This is a genomic window from Methanococcus voltae (assembly GCF_017875395.1).
Classification (GTDB): domain Archaea; phylum AGJL01; class Methanococci; order Methanococcales; family Methanococcaceae; genus Methanococcus; species Methanococcus voltae_C.
The window spans coordinates 87,994-108,855 of record NZ_JAGGMO010000004.1 but is presented as its reverse complement, the minus strand read 5'-3'; the positions used below and the strand labels follow the sequence as shown (position 1 = coordinate 108,855).

Genomic DNA, 20,862 nt, shown 5'->3' with positions numbered 1-20,862 from the left:
TATTTTATAATTTAATATCATATATATTGTTTATTACTCATATTTATTACCCATATTTATTATTTATATTTATTATTTATATTTATTATTTATATTTATTATTTATATTTATTATTTACTCATTAAATTTACAAAAAGATACTAAAAGGTGTTAAAATGGATTTAAAAAGATTTAGCATCCTTGCATTTATAATTGTAGCCGTGGGGGCAATAATTATAGGATTTAGCAGTCAAAATTATGTGACTGATAGTCAAGGGGATACTAAATTACAAAATTGGAATGGTTTAGACTTCAAAATGGTTCCAATAGGTTCCAAAGAGGTTCTAGAACAAAGACAGGAATTAAAAAATTCCCAATCTAGCATATCTGGTGCTATGTCCGGTTTAAAGGATGGTATTGGTATTAGTTACGCAACAAATGAGAATGCCAAAAGTATGGATGTCGATACATCAGCTACTACCGCTACTTCCTATGGCAGTGCGTCAAGATATTCTGAAACTAACGTTCAAGTAAAAGGCGTAGATGAAGCGGACATTGTTAAAACCGATGGGGAAAAAATATTCTACTCTCCAAATAGATACAATGGTAAAACCTATATGATTGACGCTTTACCTCCTGAAACTGCAAAATTAATTGGCGAAATCGGTAAAAGCGGAGAATTATACCTTCAAGGCGATAATTTATTAATAATCGAATACAATAAAATTTCATGCTATAACGTTAAAGATATTAAAGAACCATATTTAAGCTGGTACAAAAATATTAACGATACAAGATACGTTGATTCAAGAATAATCGATGGAAAATTGTACATGATACTTTCAGAAGGATATGGTCCAATATTCTATGAAAACTATAATTTACCATATGCAAAAATGTACTACCCAATATTACCTCCAATTGTAGATTATAATGACGAAGTAACCTACATTATAACTAAAATGGATGTAAACAGCGGAGAAATCGAAGATTCTATCAGTGTAGTTGGTACCTACGATTCAACAGCTTATTTCTCCGAAGATAATCTATACTTTACATACCATGTAACTCCAGAATACAACAAAGTAATGATGGAATACATACTTGAAAATGGAAACAATTACTTCCCAAAAGATGTAATGGATAAAATCAAAAGAGTTTACGCTAACGAGGATTTTGGAGAACCTGCAAAATATCTCGAGATAACAACTACAATTGAAGAATACTACAATGGCCTTCCAAGTGAGGAAAGCTACAATTTAAGAGAAGAATTTAACAAAGATTTCGACAAATACATGACTAAACAATGGGATGAAATAGAAAGTACGGGAATAATTAAAGTTAAACTCGACAATTTAAGCGTTTCATCTGGTAGTGTGCCAGGTAAATTATTAAATAAATACTCAATGGATGAATACGATGGTAATTTAAGAATTGCTACAACTAAAATCGGATATTGGGCTTCTGAAACTAAATCAACCAATTCAGTTTATGTGCTCGATGTAACAAACATTGAAAACGATAAAATAAACGTAATTGGAGAATTAAAAGACCTTGGTTTAGATGAAAGAATTTACAGCGCAAGATTTGACAAAGAACGACTATATCTCGTAACTTACAAAGATATTGACCCATTCATGGTAATTGATTTAAGTAATCCAGAGAAACCAACTTTATTAGGCGATTTGAAAATACCAGGATATTCAACATACTTACACCCACTCGAAGAAAACATAGTTCTAGGAGTAGGTAAAGACGAATACAATGACGTAAAAGTATCAATATTCGACGTAAGTGACGTTGAAAATCCAAAAGAATTAAATAGTTACGCAATAGCTGGTCAAAAATGGTCTACAGCACTTTACGAACCTCACGCATTCCTTTGGGATAATAAAAATAGGGTTGTTGTACTTCCAGCAGGCGACAGTGCGTATGTTTTAAAAATTGCAGAAGCAACAGAAGATTACAAAATAACAATGAAAAAGCAAGATAAGCACGAAAACTATGTTTCAAGGTCATTGTACATAAATGATTACTTGTTTACATTCTCATACGAAGAAATTCACATTATAAATCAAAAAACATGGGACGTCGTTAAAAAAATTAAAATCGTACACGATGACATAAAAATTTATGACGATGAAAACGATGTAACAATTGTAAAAATCTACAATAAAGACGACATAAAAATTGAAAATAACACTGAAATAGTAGATATTGCACCAGATGAAAACAAAGACATCGAAACAATCGTTAAAAACGTAGAATTAAGTGTAAACGAAACCTATGAAATAGAACTTGAAGAAAACCCTTCAACCGGTTACACTTGGGACTACAATTACACCAAAAACGACGATGTGGTAAAAATAATCACGGATAACTACTTCGCACCAGAAACAGACTTAGTGGGGGCGTCAGGTACTCACAAATGGAAATTAAACGCTTTAAAAGCAGGTACTGCCACAGTTGAATTTGAATACGCTAGAAGCTGGGAAGAAGGTAGTACAACTAAAAAAGTTATTTATGAATTTGAAGTTAAATAATAAATAAAAAAATAACATAAATAATTTTTTTTATTATTTTATATTATCTCATATATTATTTTATTTATTTGTTTATTCTTTTTTTATTATCTTATTTTATTTTATTTTTTTAGCATATTTTATTTAATTATATTTCATTGGATTAGTATTTTATTTTTATACGGTTTATTATTTTTTAAAACCTTCAATATCTCCAAATTTAACGCTTAAATTAAAATTATTATTTTTAATCAATTCAGAAACTTCGATAACCGGTAAATCGATACTAAAATTAAATTTATTACTTTGACAGGTTACGATATCGCCTAAATCCCATAAATCTTTATATCCGCAGTCATCACTAACTTCCGTATTTAGGGTTATTATTGTTTCAACAAATTTATCGTCTGTAAATTCAAATCTGTCTATTCCCGAAGTAATTTCTGCAGAATAAGGCGATTTACTAAATTTATTATAATTTATATCGTATTCTACGTTTTTTAGTATTTTTGTATCTTTAATATATTCCTGATTATATATATTGCCAATTTCTGGGGAAAATATAATCCATTCGTTTTCAGATTGGTTTATACCCCTATTTTTACCAGTATAAAGTTCGTATAGAAATTTTTTGTTCGTATAATCAAAAATCATTCGTTGACCGACATTATTATCTTTACAAATCGAATTTAAAATACTTCCTAAATTTTTGCCCTTACATCTGCATTCGTAAATATTGCCGTCTGCGACAATGTTTGAAATATCAATAACATCTATTTTACGGGTCGTATCCACGGGATTTGTAACATTTGCGTTAATTAATTCCAAGATAATTGCTTTAAATGGTTTTGCCATATTACCTATATAGTTTTCATTAATTGCCACTCTTCTGTTTAGTATCGATAAAGGGCTTTTGCCATTTACTTGCATATACCCGTCAAGAGTCGTTTTTATGTACTCAATGATACCAAAGTAACCATTATAAAGGACATATTGCCCAACATTAATATCTCCATCATATTTACAATTAAATGAAAAAATATCGGAAGAATAAAATTTTCTATCCCATCTTAAATTTAATAATTCGTTTATTTTTATTGCATTGACATATTCAAAATTTTTATTTAGTATTTTTAGCATGTTATCACATTTAATTTTGAGTTAAAAAACTTGTCCCATACTCCCCGATTATCTTTAAATAAACGAGGCTCCCTGGTCTATAGCTATCTGTTGGAAATAGTGGCTTTATTTTCCAACTAATCGACTCAGAAGCCGGGAATTTTTTAGAGAATAATTTACAATTTGAACGCTCAATATATACCCCATACATTTCACCATTTAATCTAAGGTCTAACTCCGTGTAGTAGTCGTTTTTACCCTCCCAAATAAATTCAAAGCGGATATTATCGTACAATTGCCAATTCGGGATTGAAAATATATTATCATTGTATGTTTGCACCGTATCCGTGGATTCATAAATTGTTATTTCACCAACGAGGGGTAAACGATACTTCTCTTTCACGTGGTTAAACCAACTGTCAATTTGTGCTTCTTGGTTTGTAGAGTGGGCTACACCACAAACGGAATAATCTTCCCTCATATCTATAATATTTTCAGGAATTACAAACGTTTGACCTGCATTTACGGTTATTTCTGCAAGTAGTAAATCATAAATGGTTTCATTTCGTACAATATCGCCATTGATAACCTTCAAGCTTACATTTCGTACATTTTCACTACGGTCAAGTCTTAAAACTATTTTGTCAACACGTGTCGAGCCTCCTCCCACGTCTAATGTAATAACCTTATCTTCGGTAAGCTCGTAACCATAACCTTCAATAAGTGCAGAACCTTTTTTTACGACAATATCCGAATTAGCAATATGCCCAACCTTCAAATTATCTCCCAAATACAATAAACCTGAACTAACCAATTTAGTAATAAATTTGGCCCAGTCTACTGCATCGTACTGTCTATCGCCGTTATTATCGTTAAAAAATCCACTCCATTCCATAAATTCACCTATATTAGCTTATTTAGTTATCATATTTGTATAATTTAATTTAAAGAATCATAAAATAAATTTAGTAATAGTTTAGTAAAAATTGATGGGATTTAGAATATTGCTATTTTAATAATTATAAAATATAATTTTAATAATTATAATGTCAAATTTCTAAACCTGTATATCATTTTTACATTTAAATCAGGATTTGAAGTTGTTAATTCAATATCATTAGTACCTGTTTTTAAATTAAAGAATTTGCTATCCATTGTAACGTAATCAAAAGCTTTTTTGGTTTCCCCAGTATTTTTATTCATATATACAACGTTAATAGGTTCAGTGGTTATAAAAAGCGATTCATAAGTATCAAGCTTTTTGCACAACCTAATATGTTCATTAGTGCTGTTATTAACAATTAAACAATCATCGGCTGTATTCATGGGTCCATTAATTTCTAATTTTAATGGAGTTTCGACATAACCAGAATTTATAATTATTTTATGGTTGTTAACACGTCCAAAGTTTAAAGGTAACTTCAATGGATATTTAAAGCCCAAGGAACCTTTTGAAAATTCAACAGATTTTTCACTGGATAACCAATAAGGTTTTTCTGCTATTAATTCTATGGAGAATTCACGTACCGTATCGGTTTTAGAGTCGGGACTAGAGTTTATATTTATATTGCATACTTTACACGGACATTCATAAGTTTCATCGTATTGCAAATACAAAACACCTGATTTAGTCGGCGAAAATATGTTTGTAATCTTTTTTTCAAGAATTTCGGGATTTTTAGAAATAATCAATCCATTTATTTTTAAATTATACGGATTTAACGTACCATTATTAATAATTATTCCATTATTTGATTGCTTAGTCTCATAATTCATTTTTGAATAATTTAATCCATCAATATTTCTAAATATCAATGTATCAACGTTATTATTCAATTTTTCATAATCAATATTTTTTTCAAAAACAATGACTTCGTTATCATTATTGATGTATTTCAAAGTATTTTTTAAAGAATAATATATTGAATATTTCTCAGTATATTTTGTTAAACCCTGCCCTTTGACTTGCAAATATAAATTATTGAGTCCTTCATCTAATTTAACTTTTTTACCATATTTTTTGTCGCCAATACAATCTAATCTAATAGAATTTCCATTTAAAATAACATAAGCTCCGTCAAGCTGTAAATTCGTGTTTATAAAACATTCTACGCCATATATTGAATTTGTTACTTTATTAATCGGTTTTTCAAATACTATATCTAATTGGGGAATTAATTCTTGTTTAATTACATTAATTGTTTCCTTATTTTCTTTAATAATGGTTTTAGTGTTTGAAATTAACTCATTACCGTTATTATCCAGTGAAATTACCCTTATTTTATTTTCCCCGTCTATCAAATTTATTAACTTTTCATAGATTCCGTTCCCCATATAATCCATGTATTGTATTTTCGTTTCATTGCCGTAATGAACCACTTTTACATCTTTTAAGCCACTTTCATCGTCGTAAACTTTAGCAAGAACCCTATAGGCTTCATCTATACATCTGACATCAAGTGTATCAAAAATAATTTTTGGAGCTGTTGTATCGTTTTTGGTGATAACAAGAGTTTCAGATGTACCCAAATAATTTTTAACGTCTGAAATAATGATATGAATATGATTATCACCATAAAATAGTGGCATATTACAACTGTACCGATTTATAGTGCCTTCAACTTTATTTAATTCGATATAACCATTTAATTTATTGCTATAGCACCTAACATAGAGTATTTCATCGGAATCTGAAACATCGCATTGCAGTGTAATGTAATTTTCACTCGTAGTTTCGGGAATTGGGGGCGTTTTAATTATCGTTACAATGGGTTTGTCCTCAGTAACAGGAGCTATTTTATTTACAATTTTAACATCCGAATTTGAAACTATATCCTCTTTACTCGTGGCAATGACTTTCAAATTATTGATAGAATCTGAAAGCGGTATGGTTGAACCATATGTATTTTTTGAATTATCCAGTTTTATCATATCTTGAGCCATATGCTGATTATTTTGAATTTTTACGCTTTTTAAACCCATTCCGCAGGATACTTCAGCGTAAACTTGTAAATTATCCTGACTAGTATACAGCTGTTGATTGTTGAATACAATATATACTTCAGTATTATCAACATCTGAAATTTTTAAACTTTCAGTTGTTAAATTCAGCTCTGATATATTGATGTTAATAGGGTAGTTCACCAAATCGAAGTTGTTATTATTCGTTACAGTAATTTTCAACGTATTATCCAAATTGGTAGAGGTTACCTGAATATTATCATAATATTCAGCAATTGCGATGTAATCAACGTATATTATACCATCTCCACCGCCTGAAGAATTACTTGAGATAGTTATCTTATCAAGAACGCTAACATTATAACTAATGTTTTTTTCGAATATTGGTTCGTTATCTGCATAAAAACCTACTTTTGAGTCCGTAACCCTATATTCCTGAACGTACCAGTTAGAATTTAACAAATTATGTGTATTGGCTATATCTACATTATTTAATCTGACATATTGCTCCTGGTTGGTCGAAGAATTATTTGTACCATCCCCGTAGTGGATAATATCTGCATAACTCCCGTAATTTTTTCCCAACATAATTCCACAATAAATATGATCGGGTCTAAATCTTGATATAAACTTGTAAGATTCAGGCAATTCAACGTAGCTACTATATACGTTTGTCGCGTTAAGTCTCATGATTCCATTTTCAAATATAGCATTGTTTTTCGAACCGCTTTCCACACTCCAATCGGCAAGTGAATTAATGTCTGAAAACTTCCAAAAATATGTATAAACATTTTTTGGGTCGTTAAACATAGTATACTCAGAATTTTCTTCTAATGTCAGATATTTGGTACTATTTGCAGGAATAACGGGAATTTTAACTGCTATATTATTACTGTTTGTTTCTTTATGATAATATAATGCCATTTTACCACATTTAAAATTTAATAATATAAATTACTCTGCACATATGATTAAATTTAAGAAAAAGAAGATTTTTAAAGAATTTTAAGAAATTTTAAAGAATTTTAAAATAAATTCTAGTATAATTAATTAATACGAATATAATTAATACGAATATAATAGTGCGCATATAATCTTTAGATTTAAAGGTACTCAATTATTTCAAGTTTTTGGACTGATAAATCAAAGCTACGCTCTGCAGATGAGAACTTTAAACCTGAACTCTTCTTTTTAACGTTTTTTAATATAATTAGTCGTTTTGGACCTGCCGCACCGTATACTACGTCAGCCTGTTCCCCATAAACTTGAATGGCAATGGTGGCAGTTTTGGAGCTACCGTTTATATACTTACGATATTTGGGCGTAACTTCAATATTGCCCCCAAATTCAACCATTGTATCAATATCTCCAAGTGTTATAAGGTCTTTAAAGCTTGCACTTAGTGAGCTACCTTTTTCAATCTGTATTTTTGCATAACTAAAATCTATTGTTTTTTCTTCAGTTTCTATCTCTTCTTTAACTTCCAATTCGCTTGCACCGCCCAAACCTTTGATTGCGTAACTATATTCTATAGATATCACATCGTTACTGCTCGGAGCAATATTAAATGTTATTTTATTAAAAATGCCTAAAGCATCGTTTATATTATAATCCGTACCTATTTTTAGCTTTAAACCATTTTTAGTTACTATTTCGGAACCCGAAAGAACTTCATTATTTGAAAGTGAAAACTCTGTTTTTATACCGTCTGTAGTAAGTATCTCCTCTTTAGAGTCTGCTAATAGGATAGCAAGTTTTCCACTTGCGGATATGGTCTTTTGGTCAGGTTTTTGAATTGCAATTACCATTCATTCACCTTTTTTTAAGTATATTACTTTGTCTTAAATATCAAATTTAATTCCGAATTTTCATATTCGATATTTTCCAGTATTAAATCATATTTTTGCAAAATATTTTCTATAATACCTATTTTAGAATTTATATCGTCTAGTTTAGAACCATTTAATTTTAAACTGTTAAACTGTTTAATTTTTAATTTCAATTCAATATTCCATATGTTTTTATGAAAATTTGGTTTTGCACATACATACATTTCAAATAAATAATCTGAAATTTTGGGATTAAATTGTGATTTAACTTCAATATTGCTATTAACAAGTTCTTTATTTATTTTATCCATTAAATCGTAATATTCAGAATATTTAATCATTATAACAATCTCCCGTAAGTTCTTTAAATCCACGGTCAATATCTATAGTTCCATTTTTTATTTCTTCCACAGAATTCTTGTATATTTCCAAATAAGCACTGGAATTTTCATCGTATGGTCGCATATATAAATAACAAGCATAAAATGTTACTATGTTTAAATTTTCAACAGAGCATACATTTATGGCGGTTTTTGCACATTCTTCAGCGAATTCCATATTGGAAAACTGTTCCAAATTTAAATATATCTTCATTTTGGAAATTACGTCACTTAATAGGATTTCTGTCATTTTATCCCATGATTACCTTTTTATAAACTTAAACTAATTTTAAACTAATTTTAAACTACCATTAACCTAATCTTAAACTAATATTAAATCAATAGTATGCTAAAGTAAGCCGTTAACTTTTAGATACCTTTTAAAACTATGACTCCGTTTTTATCATCGACAGATGGGCAAATAGCCTGCGTAGCAATCAGTTTGGTTTGAGTTTTTTCAAAAACCTCTAAATCTACAGATAATGGCGTAGCTTTGTTAAATGTTACAATACTTGCATCATAAGGTACTAAAACAGCCGTATCCGGATTTAAAAAGTTAGATGTGTATATATTAGCTATTGTACCATCCAATTCCCTAATTGCTTTTAAACCATAGTCATTTAGCTTGTTAAGGTATTTCCTCTTACTTGTGGGTACTATCATATTAATGGGCGCAGAACTGTATTCCATTATCTCAAATACTCCATCTTCTACATCTTCAACCATTTTATTGATTGTACAAGCGTCCCAAGTATTCGTAGTAACTTTTTCAGTACCATTAGCTACTAATTCATTTATTCCGTGATAATTTATCGATTTAGTTATTATTTTAGCCAAAATTATCGAAAATTTGGATATTCCTTCGTTTGTCATCATCCTGGTAGGCCTTACTATTTTAGCATTTAAGTCAAATATACGTTTTACATCGTCAGAAAGACCATAAGGTATATTTATAACCTCCATATCTGATTTATCTAATATGGTGGTATCATCTATGTTAATGGTTTCAGTAATATACTTCCTACTTGCAGAATCGATTATTGATTCAGGCATTACTTTTTTAACTATGTCTTGTGAATCTTTAATGTTTTGAAACCTTTGTTTGACTATTTTTTGTTGTTCAGGTGTTAAACCATTGGTCATACCATCACCCAAGTTATTTTCATCGTTTATTTTACCGTAATTTTTACTGTAATTTATTTTATAACTTATTTTATCTCAATTATCAAATAGCTATTAATTGATTAATTAATTCAATTATCTCAATAAAACGTCTACATAACTGCCTGAAACACGGGTGACTTTAAATCCTGACCCGGTTTCTGATTTTATGGCATAACCATCCACATTGGAGACTACATAATCCCCCATATGTAATGACGAAGACTCATTAGTTTTAACGCGCTGAATACCCAATACGTAAACGTTTCCAATGGATTCAGCTTCTATTTTATTGGTTTTTGTGTCATAGCTACCTTCATTAGATAATATACCGATTATATTGGCACCGCTAGCTTTTAACACGCCATTTTGACCAATAGTAACAAAAGTGTTTGGTTCAATGCTTTCGGCTAATTTTACAGAGATTACATCCATATAATCACCTTAAAAGTGTAATTTTGGGTTTTTTGTAATATTTATTGAATATTTATGAATAGCACCAAAATATTGGGTAATAATACGAATAAGACTAATAATGCCAATAATACTAGTAACGCCCTAAGTAGTGCTAAATAATTAATATCCATATAAAATACTTGTAAATTCAATATCTGGAATTTTTTTATTTTAAAAATCCATATTGAGAGATTTTATGTTTTTAGAATTTGGATTTGGCAAATTATCTTCTTTAATTTTGTTTTTAAATGATTTTAATTTGTAATTATTTAAATCATCTGCCGAACTGTTGAATTTATCAAAATACATTGATGCCATAATTTCTGTTTTTTCGTCAGATTTTTTTATAATTGTTTTTAATAACGAATTGTTTTTATTACAAAAATCTCTTAAAACTTCTAATTCTGACAATATATTGTTTATTTTAGATGAAAGTTCCTGAAAATTGTCCAAATCTTTATTTTTATCTTTATTTTTATTTTCTTTACTTTCACTATTATTTTCTTTATTATTTTCTTTATTACCGTCAGATTTTTTGCTTTTATCATTCAATGACGCCAATATTTCTGCAACATCAATATTTCCAGAAGATTTGGCAAATTCAACTTTAGGTATCGTTTCAAAACAAAGTGCCAAAGCTCGAATAATGCCTTCTTTTCCAGATGTATTTTCATTGTATTCTATTGAACAGCCTTTCAAATTACTTTTTAAATCATATATTTCTTCAAAAACTTCAACAATTGCATAAAGTTCGTTCGTTTTTGAAAGTATTATCTCAGAAACATGCCCTACTGCATAATTACTTTTTTTATCGTAATTATGGTCTATATTAACCGGTTTACCCCGTAATGTTTCATAGTTTTTAGATAGCCATTCTTCAGTTATTTCAAAGCCATCTATGTTGGTTATATTTAGAACGGGCAAGAATAATTTTTGCATTTTATAACCTTAACTCATTTTATTAATTTAGTGATAAGTATCTTTATTAAAATTTCTTTAAGAAAAGTTATTAAGAGGGTTTCTAAATTCTTTATATACTGTATTATCCTATATTCATAGGATTTTTACGATTACATCAATTTTACCCTCTAATTTTGATATTTTAGACTCTAACATTTGAATTTTTGCTTTTTAAGTCTTTTAATTCTTCGTAAACATTATCCTTTTCAACGACTTCAGTCGCAATTTTGTTCATTTTAAGTTCTAAAACTTCTTTCTGAACTGCTTCAAATCTAAGATCTTTTTTCATATTTTCAGCCTCGTCTCTGGCTATTGACCTTACAACATCTCTCGCATTTGATTTTATTTCGCTTCCGTCATCTTTTCTGCTAAATAAAGCCATATTATCCCTTTGATTTTGTTTTTATGCGTTATATTCTTTATTTCCTTATTTTTTATATTTATTTTTTTTATTTTTATTTTTCATCCGTTACATTGATGCCTCCAGTAACACCGACTTAGCCAATGTAACACATCCAAGAGATACCTTAAGACTCTTTATAGTTTACTATTTTATCTTTGAATACTGCCCTATATATTTCTTAATTAAGAAATAAAGCATATATACTAATTTAATTAATATATAGATTAAATAATTACACTAAAATTAAAAAAAAAGATTAAATAGTATTTATTTTTATGGTATATCTGTGATTACAATATTAAATTAAACTAAATCGTAGGTTATTACTATTTAATTCAAAGTGGTGGATTTATGAAAGTTAAATCAAAAAATAATTGCAAAATAGGTGCTAACGAATATACAACCCATAATGAGCATACGAATTATAAAAATATTAAGAGCTCTAAGGGAGTAATCTATCAAATTTTGATAAATTTAACAATGATTTCTTATGCAGTTTATTCAAAAGACTTTAAATCATTTCTAAATTTTTTTATAGTCAACATATTAGTACTTAATTTCATTTATGCAGACGTTATATTCAATTTTATAGTAATAGCAGGTTCAAAAATCTTAAATGTTTATAATATTCATGCAAACAGTTCTTACAAAATTTTTAAGGGTTTAAATAACTTTAATAAAATTGAATTTCCAAATTCTTCTAAAATTACGGGAGTTAAGCCCATTAGACCCAGTAACGCCGTTAAAAAGTGTACTTCGGATGTTGAATCGTTTCAACAGGGCTAAGGTAATGGCAATATTAGAAGTCTCTAGCGGGTTCTTACTAGGAATTATATTCAAAAATATAGTTAAAAAAAGTTTTGAAGCCCTTTTAATTCAGGTTATGCGATATTATGGTATTAGCATACTTTTAACCCCATTATTAAAGTTTTTCATAGATTTACTTATCGATATACTATTGCGTTAAAACTACATAATGAATACTAAATAACGAATATCGCTATAGAATATCCGATATCAGTATCTTGAAACTGTTGATAATACAATAACTTAGTACACTAAATGAATATGATAATATGATAATACGATAATACTATAATACAATAATAATACGAATAGAGGTGTTTTATGGCATTATTCAAACCTAAAAATGAATTAAACGAACAAAATATGGAAAATATCGAAAACCAGCAAAATTCTACAATTTTACAGGTTTTACATAATTTATCTTCTGAAAATTCACCTGAAGCTACAGTGAATCTTTTTAAAGAAAGATTACTACCTTATTTGGATTATCCCAACGATATTATGCAAAAAAACCGTAAAATTGAGCTAGTAAAGATTTTAGATGATTTATTTGGTACTCACACTAGTGATGGCGAGTTAGATTATTTGAGGATACTGGACTCTATCCACGATTTATTATGTAATAATCAAATAGATGAGGTAGAATACACATATATGATCCAGATTTTAAGTTTTTGTACTTATAATGTAGTATTATTCGGTAAAAACATTGATTTGCGGATAATATGTCGTATTATTAAAGAATTGTAGGTAATTTACAGCAATACATTAAATAAATACCTTAAATAAACTTTTCAAATTTTCAAATTTTCAAATGTGGTGAATAGATGTATTTAAAAAATTTAGTAAATCATGCAATTGCTACTAAAACTTTCAACGCATCAGAATTTTTTAAATTATGTTTGGACTTAGATATTAACTTTAAAACACTTTTTAAAACAAAAAAAGACCTTAAAAAAAATTTTAAGAATATTTTTGACGAATTTCTAGAAACAATTAAAAATATGGATATTATAGCACGATGTAAATACTTGTTAGATTTGGACAGTATAACTCCTAAACAAGCTGAAATTCTAAAAAACATGAAAAAAAATTATTTAAGCACCGTTTTAGTGGGTAAGGGTGGAGGTAAGGATTTCATGACTTCATTATTGTTTAATGACGAACTTATTGACTTAGTATTATCAAAAGTGAATTATACAAGAGTAGATTTTATAAATATTGCTCCTAATGCAGATTTAGCACATAATGTATTTTTTAGAGAGTTTAAACAGTGGTTTAACCGTTGTAAGCTTTGGAAAATATTTAAAAAGAGTGATAAATCCCCCATAAAAGTCAATAACACATCTATTAAACTAGGTGAAATCGTAAAAATTACGAGTGGACACAGCCGTTCTGCTAGTTTTGAAGGTACAAATCCAAAATGTATTGTAATTGATGAGATTTCTGATGAAAATTTCCTAAATGCAGAGAAAATATTTTATCAAGCTAAATCCTCTGTTCAAACGCGATGGGGAAAAGAAGGAAAGGTTGTAATGATTAGTTGGACTCGTTTTCCCACCCCTAATCCATTAGACGACGTTGGCTATAAAATTTACTCCGAAAATTTGGGTATGGGTGATGTATACAGCTTTAAAGGTGCTACTTGGGAAGTAAATACTTATCGTAATAAATCGGATTTTGATGATGATTATAAACGTAATAACAGCCTTGCAAAGAAAATGTACGAATGTGAACCTCCTGAATTAAGTAATTACTTTATTAACGCAGAGAAGTTAAAAAATTGCTATACCAATCGCATACACAAAGATTCTGCAACTATGACTACAGCTACAACCATGGCTACAACAACAACTAAAACGTTCAAGTGCGAACCCCTATTTAGTTGGTCTCCAAATTACGATGATAAAGATGGCAAAGTTAAATTAAACTTTAAATTACTGTCTAATACAAAAAATAATGAATTTTTAAATAATAATTTACAAAAAAGTATCGATTTATACGTTCATTTTGATTTATCGATTAAACATGATAGCACAGGGATTGCAATAGCGTATTATGATAAGACCAATAATACCGTGAATTTGGCAAATTTGATTGAATTAAAGCCCACAAATAATCACATCGTAGATTATAATTCTTTAGAAGAATTTATACGCTATTTAAAAAATAATTTCTCCCTAAAATTAAGTTTTGACCAATTTAATAGCCAAGCTTTTATTCAAAAATTTGGTGGAGAAAGAATATCAAAAAGTATAGATAATTGGAAAATTTTTCAGCAATTGGTGGAAAATAATGAACTTTTAATAAATTGTAAGCCCGAAATATGGGAAAAATTGTATTTACAGATACTTCAACATCAGATTAATGAAAATAAGGTAATTTATTATGGTAAAAATAGCCCGGATCTAGCAGATTGCGTTGTCCCTGCAGTATATAATTGTTATTTGAATAATTCAAAAATTATACCTGCAGATGTGTTAAATGAGATATTCGAGGATGTTAAGCATTCTAATAATTATGATATCACAATACTATAGAGAAATGAGAAAGTTTATCATTAAAATAACGAGATGGTGGTTATGAGATTAAACGGCATTCAAATTAAAGGCACTAGTAACACTAGTATTACCAATAATAGTAATAGTAATAGTAATAGTAATAGTAATAGTAATAAAAGCATTAAAACTATTGCTAAATCCAAAAATAATGAAAAATATGATAAAGATTCGATAATATTAAATGGAAATCATACCATAGATATATCAAAAGATGTAGCAGTAAATATGGCTCTAAAACAACTTTATTCTCAAGTTTTTACAACGTATACTGTTACATCCAGCTTTAAATTATCGGATAAAGAGATATCCCATATATCTAATATAATCGATTCAAAAAAAGATGAGTTAAAAAAAGCCTTATCTGATTATTTACTTAGGGGGAAATGTATTTTATACCGACTTAATCGTATTGATCCTCAAGGAATTGAGTTAAGGATAAATAACGATATAAATCCCTCTAATTATGATAAAAATGATAAAATTAAACTTATTAATCAATTTAAATATTTGAATAAGCAAGAAGAATATTTTATAAAATATTCTGCGACAAAAGCACAGGGTAATTGGTGGGACGGGGATTTGGGTGACGTGAATGTGGTTATTGCACCAAAATACGTTTGGAATCAAGTAGAAGCTGACGAATATTATTCCGATATCTATTTGTCTGTTTTTAATAACCCAATCCCAATTCACGATACTATACAGGAGTTGTCCAATCATAAGTATTCGTTAGGCTGTAGTATTATGCCAAAAATGGCTGAAAAATCAGTAGTGCCTACAATTATAGCAGTTTCTGACGATGTGAATGCTTTAAAGACTGCTAAACTTGGTTTATCTAATTATCAGAATGGAACAAGGATTATTATACCATGCAGTCCTGAAAAATTCCACTCTGAAACAATTTCAATTGGAAAAGACATACCAGTTGATTTATTAAGTTTAATGTTGGATCACTACGAATCAGGGATTTTTATGGGTTTAGGAACAAGTATAAGCATAATAAAAGCTTCAGGTCAGGAATTAACTACTTCAAGGACTATATATCGGAATTTAATGGGTATTATTCGAGGATATCAAGATGATGTTGAAAGGTGGGTCAATGACCAATTGACCAAAATGGGTTATCCTGACATTTGGATTAAATTTGCAAATCCCGACCCTGAATTCGAGTCAGAGATAATCGAAAAAGCTAAAGAAGTTGCAGAACTTAAAAAATCGGAATCAGAAACTGGTCACGATTACTCTACCCTCGTAGAGCGTATATTCCCAAGTAATGAATACGGAGAGATGATGGCGTCCTACGAGAAATCAAATTCCAATTATTACACTAGTGAAGAAATAGATTCCATAGTAAATGATTTAGAGCTAATTGGGGAAGAAAAAATTGAAAAAATTGAAAATGGAGTTGGTGAAAAATCAAATGATATTAATTTCCCTAATTGTAAAAAAATAGATTTAGAGCAAAATTTAAATGACGCTGCTGCCAAAAGAGATAAATATTTTAATTTAGTGGATGAATTTAAACTTATTTCACGAAATATGTGTGATTCATATGGTCAAGATAATTTTAGCCAAATTTGTGATAATTTACTTCTAGAATATTTGATTCCCAAATTAAATTCTTTGAATTTATTTGAAACTTTAGACTATGATACGTTGGAAAAAATTAACAAAACGTTCAAAAAAGAAATGGAAATTTATTTAAAAGCTGTAAATGGTAAAAAAATTAAAAATATCCAAGAATTAAGCAAAGATACTGAAATAACTATATTGCAAAATATCGTATTTAGAAATATTTTAAGGGCTTATAACATAGCAATGATAAAAAAGTACTGGAAAAAACGAATAATGATAGTTTCAAAGGATGAACACTTTAAACTAAATGGTTTAACCTTTTTACCTTTCGAATATCCTGAATTATTACCGCCATATGACTTAAATTGTGAATGCGGTATAACATACTTTGGAGATTAAATATGATTGATGAAAATAAAAGATATAAACAATTAAAGCTTGATTGTTTTTCATTTTCATCTAAAAATACTTTTAATCATACTTTTAATAAGCGCAATACTGACAACAATGTCGATAATGAGATTACACAAAATGACCAAGATAACCTTGTTAAACAAGATTTATCGAATGAAACTGATTTAGAATCTGAATACAATACTGATATTGTAAAATTAAATTATATGGTTGATAAAGGAATTCTATTATTGGAAAATAAGGTTAATTCAAAAGATTATAATTTAATATCGAATTCAGTATCTAAATTATTAAAAATAAAGTATGAAATAATAAATTACAAATCTAAAAATGATGAAAATAATGATTTAGAAGATTTATTTTTATAAAATTTATCTAAAATTACCCAAATTTATCTAAATTCCCTATTTTCATCTAAAAAGTTTTTCAACGAATTTTTGCAAGCCTGCAACTGTCTTAAATAATTTTACTTTGTACTTAAAACCTGTTTTTTCGAATTCTTTGGAAACTTCATCGAGTAAATCCGGTATCGGCAACGATTGAGGACATTCTTTTAAACACTTTCCGCAATGAATACATTTTGATGCAACCCTAGGTTCTGAAAGGACGCCCCCTAGCTGAGCAGTGTATTTAAAATCTGCTTCCATTTTGGAGCTTTTACTGTCAAATAAGTATTTTGAATTGTATATTTCAAAACATCTGGGTATATCGACGCCTACAGGACAAGGCATGCAATAATTACAACTTGTGCATTTTATTTTCATTCTTTTGTTGAATATCTCTTTTGCTTTTGAAATAATTTCTAATTCATCTATATTTAAAAAATTAGGGTTTGAAATGCTATTGGCTAATCCTATATTGTCTTTAAGCTGTTCTAACGAACCCATGCCTGATAAAACGCATGTAACATTTGGATTATTCCATACCCATTTAAATGCCCAATCTGAAGGTTTTTGGAAATATTTGTGTTTCTTGGTATATTCGTCAAAAATTTCCGTTATTTCTTTTGGGACATTATTTGCTAAATTTCCGCCTCTTAGGGGCTCCATTATAAATATACCCATACCTTTGCGAGCTGCATATAATATTCCTTCAGTCCCTGCTTGTAATTCATCGTCAAGGTAGTTATATTGTACCATGCACATATCCCAGTTGTAAGAATCCGCTATTTTTTTGAATCCCTCTAAATTATCGTGAAATGAGAATCCAACGTATTTTACTTTCTTTGATTCTTTTATATCATCTAAAAATTTTAATATTCCCAGGTCTAAAAGCCTATCCCAAACATCTTTCGTTAAACTATGTATGAAGTAATAATCAATACAATCTGTTTGCAACTTGTTTAATTGAGTATTCAATATTCTATACATGTCTTCTGATTTTTTTACATCCCAAGGGGGTAATTTGTTAGATATACTCACTTTATCTCGATATTCGGGATATTTTGATAAGAAATTTCCTAAAAATATCTCACTTTCTCCAAAATGGTAAGGAAAAGCTGTGTCAATGAGATTAACCCCATTATCGATTGCGTAGGTTAACATTTCTTCAGATTTTGCTTTGTCAATTCTACCGTTTTTTAATGGAAATCTCATAGCTCCGAAGCCTAAAATTGATAATTCTTCGCCTGTTTTGTTTAATGTTCTAAAATTCAATATTCCACCCGTTATATATATAAAATAATGTACTATAAGATAATTTAATATTATAATTGTGTATTATACTATAATTGTGTATTATGATTAGTATTATAGTTATATTTTTTATTGTATACATCCCCATAAATTAAGAAAAAAATAATAATGAATCTAACAATAGCATACATAAATTATTATAAATTTAATATACTTATATACATTATTATTTAAGATATCTAATTAACCACATGTGATTAACAATATAAATTATATTTTTAGCCATGTTACCATATATTTAGACTATATTTTGTATTAAAAATAATTTAAAGCGATATGATTATATAATTTGTTAAACTACTAACATATTTACCCCATTCATGTTTAATAAATCTAAAATGTAAATTGTAAAATATAACTTTAAGATATAGGCTTAAAATATAAATTTAAATATGCAGTAAAATAGGGAATATACTATAGACGATACTATAGAATATATTATAGAATATTGTGTAGAATATATTATAGAATATAATTATAAAATAAATTAAATTTATAATATAAACCAAAGGTGATGTAATGGAATTATTAACTGAAAAAGATATGGATAAAATAGAAGAAGTTGTTAAAAAGAGATATGGTAAAGTCCCTTACATAATAGAAAGAATGGCGGAAAATCCAAAACTTTTGGTTTCAAAAGTTAATTACGACGAAGCTGTAGTCGATGATTACAAACATCTTGACGCAAAAACCGTTGAATTAATTTCAATAGCTGTAGTGGCTGCTTTAGGTTGCGAACACTGTATAGATTTCCACATCGACGCAGGTAAAAAAATGGGAATAACTGATGAACAAATCATGACCGCAGTTATGGTCGCAGGTTCACTTGCAAATTCTGCAGTTTTATCAAAAGCTACACGTTCCATGCAAAAGATAAATCAATTTTACGGGGAAGAATAATCCCAATATAATAACAAATGATTTAAACGTCAAATAATTAACATAACTAAAAATATATGTTATAGAATTATAACTCTATAAAATACTAAAATACTAAAATAACAATTAGGATAACAAAATAACAAATATAGAAGATAAATTTTAATTAGAGGATATTTATGATAAATACATTTGATGAACCGACTTTAATACTGATAATAATATTTATGGGCTTAGTAACTTACATTCCCCGAGTTTTGCCAATTGTTTTATTAAAAGAGGTTAAATTGAGTCCTTTTTGGAATTCATTTTTTCAGTATATGCCTTACTGTGCATTAAGTGCATTAATATTCCCTAATGTATTATACTCCACAGATAGTATGGCTTCAGCGATATTTGGAACTAGTATTGCTATAATATTGGCATATAAGCGTGTAAATGTTATAATTGTTATATTTGGAGCAATATTGGGAGTTTATATTTTCCAAAATTTCCTATCTTCTATATTGGCGTTATGAACTAAATCAAATATTTCAATACTTAAATATTTCAATACTTAAATACTTTTTTAAAATTTTAAAAATAAAAAAATACTTTTTACTTTTTAATATGGTTTAAAATAGCTTAAAATAGTTTAAAAAAATAAAATTTAAAATTATATAATTCTATAATCTATAGAATTTAATTATTCAGCATCTGCACCGAATACTTCTGATAATGGTTTAGGACCTTCAATAACTTTCATGTTGATTTGAACAACATCTAATGAGATTGTGTTTCCTCTGATGCTTTTTCTTCTTCTGATTCCATCGTCTTTTGGGTGGTAAGCAGGTCCTTGTCTTAATAATACTTTTTGTTTTGCGTTACCGTGTACATCGTGTCTCATTGCGAAACCACATTTGTCACTACCGCCGGTAATTTTTAATTTGAATCCTTCTAATTCTACGATTGAACCGTCGATTTCATCACCGATTTTTTTACCGATTAAAGCTCTGCTTTCTATTTCTTTTTGGAATGATTTACCTTCTTTAGGGTCTGCGATAACAATTTTAAATGCCATGTTTTCACTCTCTTTAGTTTTTTTTGATTATTTAGATATATATCTTGTATTATTTTTTATTTTTACGTTTTTTATTATATGATATTTTATTATATAATATA

The 20,862-nt window shown here is 28.4% G+C and carries 21 protein-coding genes; 9 read left to right on the top strand and 12 right to left on the bottom strand.

The window, feature by feature from the left end; genetic code table 11:
- Positions 1 to 156: 156 nt before the first annotated feature.
- The gene (locus J2127_RS05630) at positions 157 to 2,523 is read left to right on the top strand and encodes a beta-propeller domain-containing protein (protein WP_209732591.1); all 2,367 of its coding nucleotides are present in this window, start codon (positions 157 to 159) and stop codon (positions 2,521 to 2,523) included.
- A gap of 168 nt (positions 2,524 to 2,691) precedes the next feature.
- Here the strand turns inward: J2127_RS05630 and J2127_RS05625 are convergent, their stop codons facing one another.
- From J2127_RS05625 to J2127_RS05580, 10 genes are all read right to left on the bottom strand, one after another.
- Positions 2,692 to 3,642 carry a Gp37-like protein gene (locus tag J2127_RS05625; protein WP_209732590.1) on the bottom strand — a complete coding sequence of 317 codons (951 nt, stop codon included), beginning with the start codon at positions 3,640 to 3,642 and terminating at the stop codon, positions 2,692 to 2,694.
- Positions 3,643 to 3,652: 10 nt separating this feature from the next.
- A complete protein-coding gene (locus tag J2127_RS05620; RefSeq protein WP_209732589.1) occupies positions 3,653 to 4,516 on the bottom strand; it encodes a hypothetical protein in 864 nt (287 codons plus the stop codon).
- Positions 4,517 to 4,662: 146 nt separating this feature from the next.
- On the bottom strand, positions 4,663 to 7,506 hold the full coding sequence (locus J2127_RS05615; RefSeq protein ID WP_209732588.1) for a phage distal tail protein: 2,844 nt from the start codon (positions 7,504 to 7,506) through the stop codon (positions 4,663 to 4,665).
- A 179-nt stretch (positions 7,507 to 7,685) separates the two neighbouring features.
- A complete protein-coding gene (locus J2127_RS05610; protein WP_209732587.1) occupies positions 7,686 to 8,390 on the bottom strand; it encodes a hypothetical protein in 705 nt (234 codons plus the stop codon).
- Positions 8,391 to 8,413: 23 nt separating this feature from the next.
- On the bottom strand, positions 8,414 to 8,752 hold the full coding sequence (locus J2127_RS05605) for a hypothetical protein (protein ID WP_209732586.1): 339 nt from the start codon (positions 8,750 to 8,752) through the stop codon (positions 8,414 to 8,416).
- Positions 8,745 to 9,041: a hypothetical protein gene (locus J2127_RS05600; protein ID WP_209732585.1), complete on the bottom strand. Its 297-nt coding sequence runs from the start codon at positions 9,039 to 9,041 to the stop codon at positions 8,745 to 8,747. The genes J2127_RS05605 and J2127_RS05600 overlap by 8 nt, the downstream gene beginning before the upstream one ends.
- A gap of 119 nt (positions 9,042 to 9,160) precedes the next feature.
- On the bottom strand, positions 9,161 to 9,934 hold the full coding sequence (locus J2127_RS05595; RefSeq protein WP_209732584.1) for a hypothetical protein: 774 nt from the start codon (positions 9,932 to 9,934) through the stop codon (positions 9,161 to 9,163).
- Between the two features lie 114 nt (positions 9,935 to 10,048).
- Positions 10,049 to 10,387: a hypothetical protein gene (locus J2127_RS05590; RefSeq protein WP_209732583.1), complete on the bottom strand. Its 339-nt coding sequence runs from the start codon at positions 10,385 to 10,387 to the stop codon at positions 10,049 to 10,051.
- Between the two features lie 192 nt (positions 10,388 to 10,579).
- Positions 10,580 to 11,347, bottom strand: coding sequence for a hypothetical protein (locus tag J2127_RS05585; protein WP_209732582.1), 768 nt, complete (start codon positions 11,345 to 11,347; stop codon positions 10,580 to 10,582).
- Between the two features lie 163 nt (positions 11,348 to 11,510).
- Positions 11,511 to 11,750: a hypothetical protein gene (locus tag J2127_RS05580; RefSeq protein ID WP_209591443.1), complete on the bottom strand. Its 240-nt coding sequence runs from the start codon at positions 11,748 to 11,750 to the stop codon at positions 11,511 to 11,513.
- Positions 11,751 to 12,122: 372 nt separating this feature from the next.
- On the opposite strand from J2127_RS05580, the gene J2127_RS05575 reads away from it, so the two are divergent.
- The 6 genes from J2127_RS05575 to J2127_RS05550 all read left to right on the top strand — a co-directional run bounded on the left by J2127_RS05575 (position 12,123) and on the right by J2127_RS05550 (position 17,496).
- Positions 12,123 to 12,557 (top strand): hypothetical protein, encoded by a 435-nt coding sequence (locus J2127_RS05575; protein ID WP_209732581.1) that lies wholly within the window; start codon positions 12,123 to 12,125, stop codon positions 12,555 to 12,557.
- Between the two features lie 4 nt (positions 12,558 to 12,561).
- Positions 12,562 to 12,738: a hypothetical protein gene (locus J2127_RS05570; RefSeq protein WP_209732580.1), complete on the top strand. Its 177-nt coding sequence runs from the start codon at positions 12,562 to 12,564 to the stop codon at positions 12,736 to 12,738.
- Between the two features lie 161 nt (positions 12,739 to 12,899).
- Entirely contained in the window at positions 12,900 to 13,328 is a 429-nt protein-coding gene (locus J2127_RS05565; protein ID WP_209732579.1) for a hypothetical protein, read from the top strand.
- A gap of 77 nt (positions 13,329 to 13,405) precedes the next feature.
- Positions 13,406 to 15,118 (top strand): hypothetical protein, encoded by a 1,713-nt coding sequence (locus J2127_RS05560; protein WP_209732578.1) that lies wholly within the window; start codon positions 13,406 to 13,408, stop codon positions 15,116 to 15,118.
- A 42-nt stretch (positions 15,119 to 15,160) separates the two neighbouring features.
- Positions 15,161 to 17,113 carry a hypothetical protein gene (locus J2127_RS05555; protein ID WP_209732577.1) on the top strand — a complete coding sequence of 651 codons (1,953 nt, stop codon included), beginning with the start codon at positions 15,161 to 15,163 and terminating at the stop codon, positions 17,111 to 17,113.
- A 2-nt stretch (positions 17,114 to 17,115) separates the two neighbouring features.
- The gene (locus tag J2127_RS05550) at positions 17,116 to 17,496 is read left to right on the top strand and encodes a hypothetical protein (RefSeq protein WP_209732576.1); all 381 of its coding nucleotides are present in this window, start codon (positions 17,116 to 17,118) and stop codon (positions 17,494 to 17,496) included.
- A gap of 42 nt (positions 17,497 to 17,538) precedes the next feature.
- Here the strand turns inward: J2127_RS05550 and J2127_RS05545 are convergent, their stop codons facing one another.
- A complete protein-coding gene (locus tag J2127_RS05545) occupies positions 17,539 to 18,783 on the bottom strand; it encodes an aldo/keto reductase (RefSeq protein WP_209732575.1) in 1,245 nt (414 codons plus the stop codon).
- A 558-nt stretch (positions 18,784 to 19,341) separates the two neighbouring features.
- On the opposite strand from J2127_RS05545, the gene J2127_RS05540 reads away from it, so the two are divergent.
- Together J2127_RS05540 and J2127_RS05535 are read left to right on the top strand one after the other, a co-directional pair.
- Complete coding sequence (locus J2127_RS05540) at positions 19,342 to 19,722, top strand: carboxymuconolactone decarboxylase family protein (RefSeq protein WP_209732574.1); 381 nt, start codon at positions 19,342 to 19,344, stop codon at positions 19,720 to 19,722.
- A gap of 158 nt (positions 19,723 to 19,880) precedes the next feature.
- Complete coding sequence (locus tag J2127_RS05535) at positions 19,881 to 20,219, top strand: AzlD domain-containing protein (protein WP_209732573.1); 339 nt, start codon at positions 19,881 to 19,883, stop codon at positions 20,217 to 20,219.
- A 167-nt stretch (positions 20,220 to 20,386) separates the two neighbouring features.
- Here the strand turns inward: J2127_RS05535 and J2127_RS05530 are convergent, their stop codons facing one another.
- Positions 20,387 to 20,761, bottom strand: a complete 375-nt coding sequence (locus tag J2127_RS05530; protein WP_209732572.1) for a 30S ribosomal protein S6e — start codon at positions 20,759 to 20,761, stop codon at positions 20,387 to 20,389.
- Between the last annotated feature and the right edge of the window lie 101 nt (positions 20,762 to 20,862).